We start from the raw sequence: 13958 nt of genomic DNA, 5'->3' as shown, positions 1-13958 counted from the left end.
TATGAAGAATAAAGAAATCATCATACAAGGCGCACGAGCGAATAATTTGAAAAATATTAACATAAATATCCCTCGTGACAAATTGGTCGTCATGACAGGTCTTTCGGGGTCAGGGAAGTCCTCCCTCGCTTTCGATACAATTTACGCGGAAGGGCAGCGAAGGTACGTTGAATCATTATCTTCTTATGCGCGACAGTTTTTAGGTCAGATGGACAAGCCGGATGTGGATGTCATTGAAGGGCTATCACCGGCAATTTCAATTGATCAAAAGACGACGAGCCGCAATCCCCGCTCGACCGTAGGAACTGCAACGGAAATATACGACTATCTACGTCTTCTTTATGCACGTGTTGGCAAACCAATCTGCCCGATTCACGGAACGGAAATTTCGTCCCAAACGATTGAGCAAATGGTTGACCGCCTTATGAAATTACCAGAACGTGCGCGTATTCAAGTTCTGGCACCGATTGTTTCAGGTCGTAAAGGAACACATGTGAAATTAATCGAAGATATTAAGAAGCAAGGGTATGTACGAATTCGAGTCAACGGTGAAATTATAGATCTTGACGACAATATTGAATTGAACAAAAACAAGAAGCATACGATTGAGGTTGTCATCGACCGGATTGTTATGAAGGAAGACATTGCGCCACGTCTGAGCGACTCTCTTGAATCGGCTCTACGTCTCGCGGATGGTACTGTTTTGGTTGACGTCATGGACGGGGAAGAAATCTTGTTCAGTGAACACCATGCTTGTCCATTATGCGGTTTTTCAATTGGCGAACTTGAACCAAGAATGTTTTCGTTCAACAGTCCGTTTGGCGCTTGTCAGGAATGTGATGGACTCGGGACAAAGCAAGAAGTCGACCCGGAATTAATCGTGCCAGATCCAACGCTGTCGTTAAAAGATCATGCAATTGCGCCATGGGAGCCGACAAGCTCTCAATACTATCCGGAACTTTTAAAAACTGTCGCGAATCATTTTGGCATATCAATGGATGTACCGGTAAATGAATTGCCAGACGATGAACTTGATAAAATATTAAATGGCTCGAAAGATGAAAAAATTCGATTCCGTTACACAAATGAATTTGGTGGAACGCGGGATAGCAATATTTACTTTGAAGGTGTTTTGGCAAATGTAGAGCGCCGCTTTAAAGAAACTTCTTCAGATTATATCCGTGAACAGATGGAGAAGTATATGTCACAGCGGCCATGTCCTACTTGCGCTGGCTACCGGTTGAAGGAAGAGTCACTTGCGGTAAAAGTGAATGGCGTCCATATCGGAAAAGTGACGGAATTGTCCATTACTGAAGCAGACCAGTTTTTCAAAAACCTTGTGCTATCTGAAAAAGATACACAAATTGCGAAGCTTATATTGCGTGAAATTGAAGAACGTCTTGGATTCCTAATAAATGTTGGACTCGATTATTTGTCGTTATCGAGGGCGGCAGGAACGCTATCCGGCGGCGAAGCTCAGCGAATTCGATTGGCAACGCAAATTGGTTCAAGGCTGACAGGCGTTCTTTATATTTTAGATGAACCATCTATTGGACTTCATCAACGTGATAACGATCGTTTAATTGGTACGCTAAAAAGTATGCGCGACATCGGCAATACACTGATTGTTGTTGAGCATGATGAAGATACGATGATGGCTGCCGATTATTTAATTGATATCGGACCTGGTGCTGGTGTTGCGGGAGGAGAAATCGTTTCTGCAGGAACACCTGAAAAAGTTATGAATGACCCTAACTCACTGACAGGTCAATATTTGAGTGGTAAGAAATTTATCCCGCTCCCATTGGAAAGACGTAAACTGGACGGACGAAAAATCGTCATTAAAGGTGCATCTGAAAATAACTTGAAAAATGTAAATGTAGATATTCCGCTCGGACAATTCATCGCCGTAACAGGTGTTTCAGGATCAGGGAAAAGTACGCTAATCAATCAAGTTCTTTACAAAGTACTCGCACAGAAATTGAATCGTTCTAAGCAGAAACCGGGACAATATAAATCTGCTATAGGTCTTGAAGAGCTTGAAAAGGTCATTGAAATCGACCAGTCACCAATTGGACGGACACCAAGATCTAATCCTGCTACTTATACAGGCATGTTTGATGATGTACGGGATATGTTTGCATCTACGAACGAAGCTAAAGTTCGCGGTTATAAAAAAGGTCGTTTCAGCTTTAACGTTAAGGGTGGTCGTTGTGAAGCCTGCCGTGGCGATGGAATCATTAAAATCGAAATGCACTTCTTACCGGACGTCTATGTACCTTGTGAAGTTTGTCATGGGAAACGATATAATAGAGAGACACTGGAAGTTACCTATAAAGGGAAAAACATTGCGGACGTACTTGCTATGACAGTCGATGATGCACTCGTGTTTTTTGAAAATATACCGAAAATTAGCCGTAAGCTTCAGACGATTGTTGATGTGGGACTAGGTTATATTAATCTAGGCCAGCCGGCAACAACATTATCAGGCGGAGAAGCACAACGGGTGAAACTTGCTTCTGAGCTGCACAAACGCTCCAATGGAAAGTCATTTTATATTCTTGACGAACCGACGACGGGTCTTCATGTCCACGATATTGCCAAACTACTTATCGTATTGCAGCGCCTTGTCGATACAGGAAATACGGTACTTGTTATCGAACATAACCTGGATGTCATTAAAACCGTCGATTACATTATCGACATAGGGCCTGAGGGTGGTGATAAAGGCGGGAAAATTATCGCGACAGGTACTCCGGAAAAAGTCGCGGAATCGACAGTTTCCTATACAGGTTATTATTTAAAACCGGTACTTGAGCGAGAACGAAAACGAATGGACATGATGATTGAAGATGCAGAAAAGGTTTCGAAATGAAACCTTTTCCACATCCATTCGTATATATAGTATGTTGAACAATTGAATACCTATATAAACTGAGTGAAGGCGCCTTACTAGGCGAGCAGTAGCGAATTTAATGGGATTCTTTATTTCAACCTTTACTAGTTAGTCATAAAATAACGGAGAAATCCGGAACACCACAATACTAGGAGGCGTAATGATGCAAAATGAACGGAAACGGATTTTAGCAATGCTGGAAAACGGTACGATCACGACCGAGGAAGCATTGACACTTCTAGAAACATTAGGGAAAACTGGTCAAGTGGAAAAAAGCCCAGAAGCTAAACAGACCACTGTAAAGGCACAAGAATTGGAAAAAAAATATAGTGAACCAAAACAGCAAGAAAAAGTAGATCCATTCGAAAAGGCTGAGCCTATTATCGAAGACAAGGATCAAGATCAGCCTTCTATGGATGAATTCCTTGAAGATTTGACTAAAGATTTTACCAACGTCGGCGATAGATTCATGCAATTCATGCAGAGCGCTGTTCAAAAAGTGAAATCATTCGAATTTGATTCTCCATTTGGCAATACGGTTACGTTTGACCATACAATAACTAAGCCAGCAACCGAAATCGACGAAGTTATCATTGATATCGACAACGGAAAAGTGACAATCCATACTGGTGAAACAGAAGAAATACGGGCAGATTTCACGGTGAAAACCTACAATAGTGAGTCAGAAGAAAAAGCGAAAAAAGATTTTCTTGAAAAGTTATTGTTTGTTAATGACGAAGGGAAAATAAGGATTTCAAGCGATTTGAAAATGGTTCAAGTAAATGTTGAATTATTCATTCCGAAAAAGGATTACGCGAGAATTTCCGCACGTTTGCTGAACGGCTCATTTAAAATGAAAGATGCCACTGCTGAAAAGGTAAAAGTGAAGACTGCAAACGGGAAAATCGAGATTGCTGGTTTGACGTTCAAAAATGGTGAATTTGAAACTGTGAATGGCTCAATCGGTCTAAACGATGTGACTGCTACTACAATTGAAGCAGAAACACTCAACGGCCGTGTGTACATCGATGGCGCTGTGAAAGATGTGGAGGCACAATCTTTAAACGGACATGTCGTGGTTACAACGACAGATCTTGCAGCTGAGAAAATCGAAGCAAAAACAATGAGCGGTACAGTTGAAATTTACATTCCAACAGGAGTCGCTCTGTCAGGTGAAATTGCGTCCAATATGGGCCGATTGGACTTAAAACTTGAAGATGTCGATCGGACTGTCGAGCAGGAACAATTGCTACATCGGACAATTCGTTTTAAAAAGGACGTAGAAGGAAATCCATCTCCGTTACACATTTTGGGTGAAGCGAAAACGGGTTCTGTTCTCGTTTGTTATAACGCGAAAAAAGAATAAAGAAATAAAAAGGACTGTTGCTACACCGATTCCGGGTGTAGCAACAGTCCTTTTTAATTGATATGAAATTGCTGATTATATAATCGGTACTACCTATTTTGAGTTAACTAGGTGGTATACCTCAATAGTATAATGAACAAATCTAGCGAAGGAGCGACAAGCGTGAGGCCATCACCAAGCGATAAAGTGGTATTAGAAGAACATTCCATTTGGTGAGTGCTGATTATAGAGCCGTTAAATCGGGAAAAGAGCTCTGTCGGTTTTGATAGTTACCACGACAATTGCTTACTCCCTATCAAAAAAAATTATTCTCTTGATAAATCTAAGTTGATAGTGCGTGAGCAATTGCCCTTGCACACTGAAGTCTATATGCTTTCTTCATTAATAACATGGCTTCTTCTCAATTTGTCATGAATCCGCACTCAATAAGTATTGCAGCCATCCGGGTTTCACGTAGGACAGCGTAGTTCGCTTTCTTCACGCCGCGGTCTGTTCGATTACAAGCTGTTAAAAGCTGAATTCCCGCAATAGTCCATCTGTTTAGTGTGTTTTCGCTGTCTTGGGACCGTGGCCAGCATCAATCATTATTGTCGTCAAAATCTTCCCCTCCTTATCCTCTATATAGGGAAAAAGAGTTTAGAGGTGGACAGTTTCGGCACTAAATCATTTCATTTGAAAAAGAGCATGGTAAAATAGGCTATAGACGTTTTGAATATATAGAAAAGGGGCGAGTTAATGTCTTATGTAACAGTAAAGGACGCACAAGAAAAACTTTTTCTTGAACTATGCGCAGGCGAAGCCGGCATCGAGCGTGAGATACATACGAGTGATATTTCAAGACCAGGCCTTGAAATGGCTGGTTATTTCAATTACTACCTAGCGGATCGTGTTCAACTATTGGGCAAGACAGAGCTATCATTTTTCGCGAACTTAACCGAAGTAGAACGGATAGATCGGATGAAAAGACTCTGTTCAGAAACTACGCCGGCCATCATTGTAGCGCATGAAATGGAAGTGCCGGTTGAATTGATTGAGGCTGCTGAAAATCAAGGCATTCCTGTCTTGAAAACGGATGTTCCAACGACGCGATTTTCGGGTATGCTGACGAATTATCTAAGTGGCAGACTTGCACCAATGACAGCCATTCATGGAGTGCTTGTAGATGTTTATGGAATAGGGATACTGATCACGGGTAAGAGTGGTGTAGGTAAAAGTGAAACAGCGCTTGAACTTGTGAAAAGGGGCCATCGACTTGTGGCTGATGACCTTGTGGAAATTAGACAGGTAGCAAAAAATGTGTTGATTGGAAATGCACCAAAACTACTTGAACATATGCTTGAAATCCGTGGAGTCGGGATTGTAGATATGATGACATTGTTCGGGGCCAGCGCCGTGAAGAGTGATAAGCGAATTTTAATTATCGTCGATCTTGAATTTTGGGATCAGGACAAGATTTATGACCGACTTGGCATTGATGAAGAAAAGATGAAAATTATGGATTCGGAATTGACGAAGCTGACTGTGCCGGTAAGACCTGGGCGCAACTTGTCCGTTATTATTGAAGTTGCGGCAATGGATTATCGAATGAAAAAACTTGGAGTCAATGCAGCAGAGGAGTTTACGAAAAAACTTGCTGATGAAATTAAAGTGAATCGAAAGTAAATGATTGATAGAGAAAGGATAGGTTAATACATGTTTAATGTACTGGCAATAAACCCGATTGCATTTTCGCTAGGTTCGCTTGAAGTCAGGTGGTATGGGATTTTAATTGCGCTGGGAATTGTCCTCGCATTCATTGTTGTTCAAAAGGAAATGGTTAAGCGCGGGATGCATCCGGACTTTTTGACGGATCTGCTCATTTGGGCCGTTCCAATCGCGATTGTTAGTGCGCGAATCTACTATGTTATTTTCTCGTGGGATTATTATAAAGACAATCCGGGACAAATTATTCAAATTTGGCAAGGCGGCATCGCTATCCATGGTGCATTAATTGGTGCCTTCATTACGACATACTTCTTCACGAAAAAGAGAGGTATTTCATTCTGGAAAGTGGTCGATATCGCAGCAGCTGGACTGCTGATTGGTCAAATTATCGGTCGTTGGGGCAATTTCATGAATCAGGAAGCGCACGGAGGTCCTGTTTCAGAAAAGTTCCTTGAAACAACGATTATTCCTGATTGGATTATGAACCAAATGACGATTGAAGGCGTGACGTATCATCCGACATTCCTTTATGAATCTATGTGGAATATTGTGGGACTTATCATCATTATCTTGTTGCGCAAGGTGAACTTGAAGCGTGGCGAAATGTTTCTATTTTACCTTGTCTGGTATTCTGCTGGACGCTTCTTCATCGAGGGGATGCGAACAGACAGCTTATATGTCATCGGTGAACTTCGGGCGGCGCAGCTAGTATCGGTCATCACAATCATTGTTGCTATCGCGGTATTCATAGTAAGAAGATATGTTCAAAAAGTAAATGTGAAATATCAAGATAAATAAGAAGGAGTTTGGGGAATGGGGACGCTTCAAAATGGATTAAAGGCAGGACTTCGGACAACGTGGACGCTGGGGAAAATCATTTTTCCAATCACAGTACTCGTCGTAATTTTACAGCATACACCTGTGTTGCCGTGGCTTATTAAACTTGTTGCACCGTTTATGGGGATATTCGGTCTTAGTGGAGAAGCTGCAATCCCGTTAGTGCTTGGGAATGCACTCAATTTATATGCGGGAATTGCAGGGATTTTATCGTTGGAAATGACTGTGAAGGAAGTATTCATCATCGCCATCATGTTGTCATTTTCACATAATCTATTCATTGAAACAGGCGTTGCACTGAAAGTCGGCGTGAAGTTATGGATTGTGCTCGTGGTACGTTTTGGGCTTGCAGCGATGTCAGGTATTATCATTAACTTGATGTGGCAAGGTGGAGGAGAGACAGCACGTTACGGAATGACTCCGAAAGTTACGGATATACCAGATGGTTGGTTAGAAATTGGACTGTTAGGTGTTCAGAAAGCGTCATTTGGAGTTCTTCAGCTTGCCATAATTGTTATTCCACTTATGATTATTGTTCAGTTCTTGAAAGATCGTAATTATTTGCAGAAATTTTCGGAGAAACTGGCACCCTTCACGAAAGTAATTGGCGTACAATCCAATGCGTCGATGACACTTGTTGCCGGTTTGGTTATCGGTCTCGCTTATGGTGCTGGCGTTATGATACAAGCCGTACAAGAGGATGGTGTGAGCAAGAAGGACGCAACACTGGCATTCATCTTTCTAGTGGCCTGTCATGCAGTTATAGAAGATACACTGATTTTTATCCCACTTGGCATTCCGATTCTGCCATTACTGATTATCCGGGTCGTAACAGCTTTCGTGTTGACGATCATTGTCGCATATGTCTGGAAACGGGCTGAACAACAGAAAAAAAAGGAGGTTCCGGTTGCAGATGGCTAAACCAATTACTACACTACTATTTGATTTTGACGGAACATTACTGGATACGAATGAATTGATCATCCAGACATTCCAATATGTCCTTGGTAATCATTACCCGGGGAAATATGAACGAATCGATATACTACCGTTTTTAGGGCCAACATTGTATGAATCATTCGATTCGGTTGAACCTGAAAAGACGGAGCAACTGATTGAAGAATATAGAGCATGGAATAAATCAATGCATGACGAGCTTTCAATTGAGTTTGACGGTGTATCTGAAACGATGAGGTTGTTGAAGGCAGCGGGCATGAAAATGGCGATTGTCTCGACCAAGAGAAAAGATATGATTATGAGAGGGTTAGAACTCCTTGATGTGGAAGGGGTTTTTGACGAAGTCATTGCAATGGATGATGTAACGAAAACGAAGCCTGATCCAGAACCGATTTTACTAGCACTCGAACGATTGGGAGCCACCGCGGATGAAGCCCTTATGATCGGGGATAACTACCATGACATAGTTGGTGGGCAAAATGCAGGGGTCCGTACAGCGGGTGTCGCATGGTCGGCAAAAGGGGAAGCCTTTTTACAAACATTCAATCCAGATTACATGTTGCAGCATATTTCGGAACTACTCCAATTGGTTAAAGGCGAAAAAGATTGAGACGTACTGAAAGGTATCCCGCACGAGAGGGAGCAAATTCACTTTGGCATATTTACAAGACGGTTCCATTTTTCAAAGTTGCAAAAAACTTTGCTGTTATCCAATTATCGAGGTACACACCTTTCATCCCGATGAAGAACTTTTTGTTCCGCACGTTTTTGAAAATGGAAGTCGGGAATAAGACATCTTTCGCCCTTATGGTGATGCCTGATGTCATGTTCCCTGAGAGGATAAAAGTCGGTGACAATTCAATCATTGGCTTCAATACGACAATCCTTGCACATGAATACTTAATAGATGAGTATCGTATAGGAGATGTCATTATTGGAAAGAACGTATTAATTGGAGCAAATACGACAATTCTTCCCGGAGTGGAAATTGGAGATGGGGCAATTATTTCTGCTGCTTCTCTCGTAAACCGTGATATCCCACCAGGTGTGTTTGCTGGTGGCAATCCGGTTAAGATCATCTTTACAGTGGAGCAGATGATTGAGCGACAACAAAAAAATGAAAACGGATAGTGCCGATGTATCTTATGGTATAATGGGGGACAATACGAGAAGGAACGTGCTTTGCGTTCCTTCTTATTTTTTCGGGGGAATATGATTGGATAAACTACGTAACAAGCATGATAAAAAAATTATTTCGTTCATTCCAGACGGTGAATTTTATTATAATAAAGCGATTCAGGCGATGCAACGCGATCGTTTTGAAGATGCACAGCGGTATTTGAAAAGAGCATCAGAGCTAAGTCCTGAAGATTGGAAAATCCTCATGGAATATGGCGTGCTCGTCATGGAAGAGGGACGTTTTGAGGAAGCTCATGAACTGCTAATGACTGCAAACTCATTCGCACCTTCGGAAGAGGAAATTATATTCTATTTGGCAGAAGTGCATGCCCATCTTGGTATGCTGCGGGATGCAAAAATGTATGCGGAAAAATATATATTAATTGACCCAGATGGCCCATTTGCTGACGATTCAATGGAAATTATTGATTTTGCAGAACAGGAAGAGTCATTTAATGATGATGAAATGCCTGACGGTGAAGTATTCTTTTTACAGGAAAAGGCACGCCGACTTATGGAGTCGGGTGAATTCAAGGCGGCCGTGGAATTACTTGAGTCAATTATTGTCGATTATCCGGAGTTTTGGGCGGCTTATAACAATTTAGCTCTGGCTTATTTTTATATCGGGGAAAACGAGCGAGCTAGTAAGTTACTTCATGATGTTTTAAATCGTAATAAAGGAAATATCCATGCACTTTGTAATCTGGCGGTCTTTTATTATTACGAAAAGAAGGAAGAGGAATTGGAGTCCCTACTTGCTTTACTTGTGAAGATTAAACCGTATCAATTTGAAAATCGCTATAAACTCGGCGCGACATTTGCGCTTATTGGCAGACATAAAGAAGCTTATAATTGGCTCAGAAGTCTACAAAAGAGAGGGTTTGAAGGGGACACAGGCTACTACTTCTGGCTGTCCCATTCCGCTTATTTCTCTGGACATGAAAAAGTGGCGCGAGAAGCATATGCAAAGCTGATTGAACTGGATCCATCGAAGGCTGGTTACGAGCCGTGGAATGGTGTCCAAGAGATTATCACGTCTGATTCACTTGAGCAGGATAGGGAGTTTTTACTAAGTAAAATTGCCAACACCTACAGAAGTGAAAGGATGTTTGGTTTTTATCTTCTTGGAAAGTCAGGTCACAAGCAGGAAATCATCTCACATCCATCTTATATTGAAATGGAAAAACTGAGTGACTACGAGCGGCTTTTTCTGGCAAGTGGTCTCGATTATGAATTCATGCCGGAAACCAACTTTGATAAGTCATTTATGCGAGCGCTTGAAACGACCGACTTACTTTACAACAAATATTGTCCGCTCGATAAACAAGCATCTCATCTGTTTCAAATGTGGTTCACTCTATGCGAAACTGCATTAAGTCGATCTTATTTGTTTAGAAACCCGGCGGCACTTGCAGCCGCAGCAGATTATATGTTCCAGTCATCCCGGTATCCTGATGTAACAAAAACAGCGATTGCAAAGGAATTCGGTATATCTGTCCCGACACTGACAAAGTATGTCGGAGAATTGATTGAGTATTTACCACAGTTTGATGCCTAATGTCTTTCACTTTTCTTAATATATATGTTGACATAAAGAATCCTCTCAACAACGCTCGGCTACCCCTATGAGGCGCCTTCGCTGGAGATTATATAGAATCATTAGTTCGACATATATTGGTAAGAGAGTATACATTTTTTTGACTTAGAATAGTGCCTGTCGCGTCTAGCGGGCGCATTGTGCTTTTCTTGGTGTCTAGCTCCAGCGCCTAGACCCTCGAGTCGCTTCAGTCCTTAAGTTAAAGGCAAAGGGCGCCTTTATCTTAAGGCCCTCCAGCGCTTTTCGGGTCTACCAAGGCGCTTGCGCTTTTCTTGGTGTCTAGCTCCAGGCGCCAACTCCTCGGGTCATAAGTCAATCAGGCTATTCGGCAAAGAACGCCGCTTAGCCCGCCCGTCTTATGCCTGTCGGGGGCCTACAGGATGTAGGTCATGCAGCTGTTGCCACAGGAAGTGGCGTACTTAGGCTGCGTTCCTTTTTAAGGCGCCTTACGCTTTTCTCGGTGTCTAGCTCCAGGCGCCAACCCCTCGGGTCATAAGCCATTTTGCTGTGGGGGCTGAAGTACGCCTCCTCGCAAAACGTCTTATGCCTGTCGGGGCTGGACGGCGCCTTACGCTTTTCTCGGTGTCTAGCTCCAGGCGCCAACCCCTCGGGTCATAAGCCATTTTGCTGTGGGGGCTGAAGTACGCCTCCTCGCAAAACGTCTTATGCCTGTCGGGGCTGGACGGCGCCTTGCGCTTTTCTTAGTGTCTAGACTCCAGGCGCCAGCCGCTTGGTCATAAGCAATCCAGCTATGTGGCAAAGTGCGCCACGTCGCTGGATCGACTTATGCCTGTCGCGTCTAGCAGGCGCCTTGCGCTTTTCTTTGTAAGCAGAAAAGTTGAATGGAACTTAGGTATCCTATACGATTTGGTGTGTAAATGTTGTAGAGGAGGAAATTCACATGACAACTGAAAAAATTTATGATGTCATTATTATTGGTGCCGGCCCTGCGGGGATGACGGCTGCTGTCTATACATCTCGTGGGAACCTTTCAACGTTAATGCTTGAACGGGGAATTCCAGGCGGTCAAATGGCTAATACGGAAGAAATTGAAAACTACCCAGGATTCGAACATATATTAGGTCCGGACCTTTCTACAAAAATGTTTGATCACGCGCGTAAGTTTGGCGCTGAATATGCTTATGGCGATGTTACAGATGTTATTGATGGAGAAAGTTACAAGACGATAGTCGTCGGGGATAAAGAGTATAAAGCCCGTGCGATTATTATTACGACAGGTGCTGAATACAAAAAAATGGGTATTCCCGGAGAAGCTGAACTTACTGGCCGTGGCGTAAGTTATTGTGCGGTTTGTGATGGAGCATTCTTCCGTAAGAAAGAGCTCGTTGTTGTAGGCGGTGGCGATTCTGCCGTAGAAGAGGGAACTTATTTAACACGGTTTGCAGATAAGGTGACGATTGTTCATCGCCGCGGTGAATTACGTGCACAAAAAATTCTTCAAGACCGTGCATTTGCAAACGACAAGATTGAATTCATCTGGAATTCATCTGTGAAAGAAGTAAATGCTAGAGAAGGAAAAGTTGGTTCCGTGACACTTGTTTCAACTGTCGATGGTTCTGAAAGGGTATTTGAAGCGGATGGCATGTTCGTTTATATCGGAATGGACCCGTTAACTGCTCCATTTGCTAAACTTGGTATTCTTGACGAAAATGGTTACGTTGCAACAAACGAAATCATGGAAACATCTGTACCTGGTATTTATGCTGCAGGGGATGTTCGTGAAAAATTATTGCGTCAAGTTGTTACGGCTACTGGAGACGGTAGTATTGCTGCGCAGGCTGTCCAGAAATACGTTGAGGAATTGATGGAGAAATTAGGCGCAAAAGCTTAATGTAACCTTAATGAAGCTGTAACAGAAATGCAATGTCTAAAGGGTATAGTAAAAGTATCAATTGACCCCCCTTTTGATAAAGTAAATTTTGAAAGGCAATTTATCGGTTTATCCGATGGGTTGCCTTTTTTTTGTCGTTTTACAACGGTTCGATGTATAATGATACTATGCGTTTATAAAAAGTGGGGTTAGACAAATGCAGAGAATCGTAAATTTACTTGTAGTAAAAGATAATCATGTATTACTGTTAAAAAAACCTCGTCGCGGGTGGTATGTAGCTCCTGGTGGAAAGATGGATCCGGGTGAATCGGTTTACGAAACAGCCGTCAGAGAATTCACGGAAGAAACCGGTGCTGTACCGATTAGTCCATTGTTAAAAGGCGTCTACACAATGATGATTACAGATGAAACTGGGGAGACTGTGAAAAACGAATGGATGCTCCACACATTCATTGCTTTTGACTTAGTGGGTAAACCGTTTGAAACGACAATTGAAGGAGTATTGGAATGGCATCCTGTTGAAAGCTTAGAGACACTTCCGATGGCAGAAGGGGATCGAACCAATTTACTGTTTGCAGTATCTCAGAGTGGGATACAGTATGGAACGTTCTTTTATACCGAAGAATTTAAACTCTTGAAAGAGGAAATCCAAAATTCTGTGGAAGGTGATGGACAATGACTGAAATAGGGAAGCCAAGCAGCGATATTGAAATCGTTATTATTACGGGGATGTCGGGTGCAGGTAAGACGGTTGCAGTGCAGAGCTTTGAAGATCTTGGATTTTATTGCATCGATAATTTGCCTCCGGAGCTATTAGTTATGTTTCTGAATTTGATGATGAAATCGGAAAATCAAATGAAACGGATAGCCGCTGTAATGGATACGCGTGGAGGTGACCTATTTGATTCGCTCATTGGTGCTCTGGATGACCTTTTGGAAATGCAGGGTGTATCATCACGAATATTATTCCTTGATGCAGACGATGAGACGCTTGTTCGACGCTATAAGGAATCGAGAAGGTCACATCCATTATCGGCAGGCGGATTGCCTCTAGCAGGTATAAAGAAAGAGCGCCTGCTGTTGTCTGAGATGAAAGGCCGCGCACGCTCGATATTCAACACTACAAGTTTAAAACCAAGGGCATTGAGAGAAAAAATAATGGCTGAGTTCTCCTCTAAGGATGATCTTGGTTTTACACTAAACTTCCTCTCTTTCGGTTTTAAGCATGGCATGCCAATTGATGCAGATGTCGTGTTTGACGTGCGTTTCCTGCCAAATCCTTTCTATATTGAGGATTTGAAACCGAAGACGGGACTCGAGAAAGAAGTTTATGACTATGTACTGAAATGGAAAGATACTCAAATCCTTATTGAAAAACTAACGGACTTATTTAAGTTCTTAATTCCACAATATAAAAATGAAGGAAAATCACAAGTTGTGATTGCATTCGGCTGTACAGGAGGTCAACACCGCTCTGTCACACTCGCTGAATTTTTCGGAAGCCGGTTCAAAGACGAGTACCGGACACTCATCACCCATAGGGATATTGAAAAAAGAAAGGATTGACGCT

Annotated in this window: 12 protein-coding genes; 11 read left to right on the top strand and 1 reads right to left on the bottom strand. The window is 42.4% G+C overall.

Translation table 11 applies throughout. The annotated features are described in order from the left end of the window. Nucleotide 1 precedes the first annotated feature (1 nt). Entirely contained in the window at nt 2-2875 is a 2874-nt protein-coding gene (gene uvrA / locus MKZ26_RS10170; protein ID WP_067205956.1) for an excinuclease ABC subunit UvrA, read from the top strand. Nucleotides 2876-3059: 184 nt separating this feature from the next. Further along, a complete protein-coding gene (locus tag MKZ26_RS10165) occupies nt 3060-4262 on the top strand; it encodes a DUF4097 family beta strand repeat-containing protein (protein ID WP_340766102.1) in 1203 nt (400 codons plus the stop codon). A 400-nt stretch (nt 4263-4662) separates the two neighbouring features. Here the strand turns inward: MKZ26_RS10165 and MKZ26_RS10160 are convergent, their stop codons facing one another. After that, nucleotides 4663-4782: an N-acetylmuramoyl-L-alanine amidase family protein gene (locus MKZ26_RS10160; protein ID WP_340767636.1), complete on the bottom strand. Its 120-nt coding sequence runs from the start codon at nt 4780-4782 to the stop codon at nt 4663-4665. A gap of 215 nt (nt 4783-4997) precedes the next feature. Between MKZ26_RS10160 and hprK the strand changes: the two genes are divergently transcribed. The 9 genes from hprK (at nt 4998) to rapZ (ending at nt 13954) form a co-directional block, all read left to right on the top strand. Continuing rightward, the gene (gene hprK, locus MKZ26_RS10155) at nt 4998-5924 is read left to right on the top strand and encodes an HPr(Ser) kinase/phosphatase (RefSeq protein WP_338653539.1); all 927 of its coding nucleotides are present in this window, start codon (nt 4998-5000) and stop codon (nt 5922-5924) included. 30 nt (nt 5925-5954) lie between these two features. Further along, complete coding sequence (lgt, locus tag MKZ26_RS10150) at nt 5955-6764, top strand: prolipoprotein diacylglyceryl transferase (RefSeq protein ID WP_067205964.1); 810 nt, start codon at nt 5955-5957, stop codon at nt 6762-6764. Nucleotides 6765-6779: 15 nt separating this feature from the next. Beyond that, nucleotides 6780-7724: a nucleoside recognition domain-containing protein gene (locus MKZ26_RS10145; RefSeq protein ID WP_067205966.1), complete on the top strand. Its 945-nt coding sequence runs from the start codon at nt 6780-6782 to the stop codon at nt 7722-7724. Then, the gene (ppaX, locus tag MKZ26_RS10140) at nt 7717-8370 is read left to right on the top strand and encodes a pyrophosphatase PpaX (protein ID WP_340766101.1); all 654 of its coding nucleotides are present in this window, start codon (nt 7717-7719) and stop codon (nt 8368-8370) included. The genes MKZ26_RS10145 and ppaX overlap by 8 nt, the downstream gene beginning before the upstream one ends. Continuing rightward, on the top strand, nt 8367-8891 hold the full coding sequence (locus MKZ26_RS10135; RefSeq protein ID WP_340766099.1) for an acyltransferase: 525 nt from the start codon (nt 8367-8369) through the stop codon (nt 8889-8891). The genes ppaX and MKZ26_RS10135 overlap by 4 nt, the downstream gene beginning before the upstream one ends. Nucleotides 8892-8976: 85 nt before the next feature. Continuing rightward, nucleotides 8977-10497, top strand: coding sequence for a tetratricopeptide repeat protein (locus tag MKZ26_RS10130; protein ID WP_067205973.1), 1521 nt, complete (start codon nt 8977-8979; stop codon nt 10495-10497). A gap of 940 nt (nt 10498-11437) precedes the next feature. Beyond that, nucleotides 11438-12388 (top strand): thioredoxin-disulfide reductase, encoded by a 951-nt coding sequence (gene trxB / locus MKZ26_RS10125; protein WP_067205976.1) that lies wholly within the window; start codon nt 11438-11440, stop codon nt 12386-12388. 196 nt (nt 12389-12584) lie between these two features. Continuing rightward, nucleotides 12585-13067: an NUDIX hydrolase gene (locus MKZ26_RS10120; RefSeq protein WP_067205979.1), complete on the top strand. Its 483-nt coding sequence runs from the start codon at nt 12585-12587 to the stop codon at nt 13065-13067. Further along, entirely contained in the window at nt 13064-13954 is an 891-nt protein-coding gene (gene rapZ, locus MKZ26_RS10115) for an RNase adapter RapZ (RefSeq protein WP_067205982.1), read from the top strand. Before MKZ26_RS10120 ends, rapZ begins: the two co-directional genes overlap by 4 nt. Nucleotides 13955-13958 lie beyond the last annotated feature (4 nt).

The sequence above is a fragment of the Sporosarcina sp. FSL K6-6792 genome (genome assembly GCF_038004885.1).
GTDB classification, from domain to species: domain Bacteria; phylum Bacillota; class Bacilli; order Bacillales_A; family Planococcaceae; genus Sporosarcina; species Sporosarcina psychrophila.
This window is presented reverse-complemented; position numbering and strand designations above follow the sequence as displayed.

Coding starts and splice junctions, on each gene's coding strand:
- uvrA (WP_067205956.1), top strand. CDS start 2: ATGAAGAATAAAGAAATCATCATACAAGGCGCACGAGCGAATAATTTG.
- MKZ26_RS10165 (WP_340766102.1), top strand. CDS start 3,060: ATGCAAAATGAACGGAAACGGATTTTAGCAATGCTGGAAAACGGTACG.
- hprK (WP_338653539.1), top strand. CDS start 4,998: ATGTCTTATGTAACAGTAAAGGACGCACAAGAAAAACTTTTTCTTGAA.
- lgt (WP_067205964.1), top strand. CDS start 5,955: ATGTTTAATGTACTGGCAATAAACCCGATTGCATTTTCGCTAGGTTCG.
- MKZ26_RS10145 (WP_067205966.1), top strand. CDS start 6,780: ATGGGGACGCTTCAAAATGGATTAAAGGCAGGACTTCGGACAACGTGG.
- ppaX (WP_340766101.1), top strand. CDS start 7,717: ATGGCTAAACCAATTACTACACTACTATTTGATTTTGACGGAACATTA.
- trxB (WP_067205976.1), top strand. CDS start 11,438: ATGACAACTGAAAAAATTTATGATGTCATTATTATTGGTGCCGGCCCT.
- MKZ26_RS10120 (WP_067205979.1), top strand. CDS start 12,585: ATGCAGAGAATCGTAAATTTACTTGTAGTAAAAGATAATCATGTATTA.
- rapZ (WP_067205982.1), top strand. CDS start 13,064: ATGACTGAAATAGGGAAGCCAAGCAGCGATATTGAAATCGTTATTATT.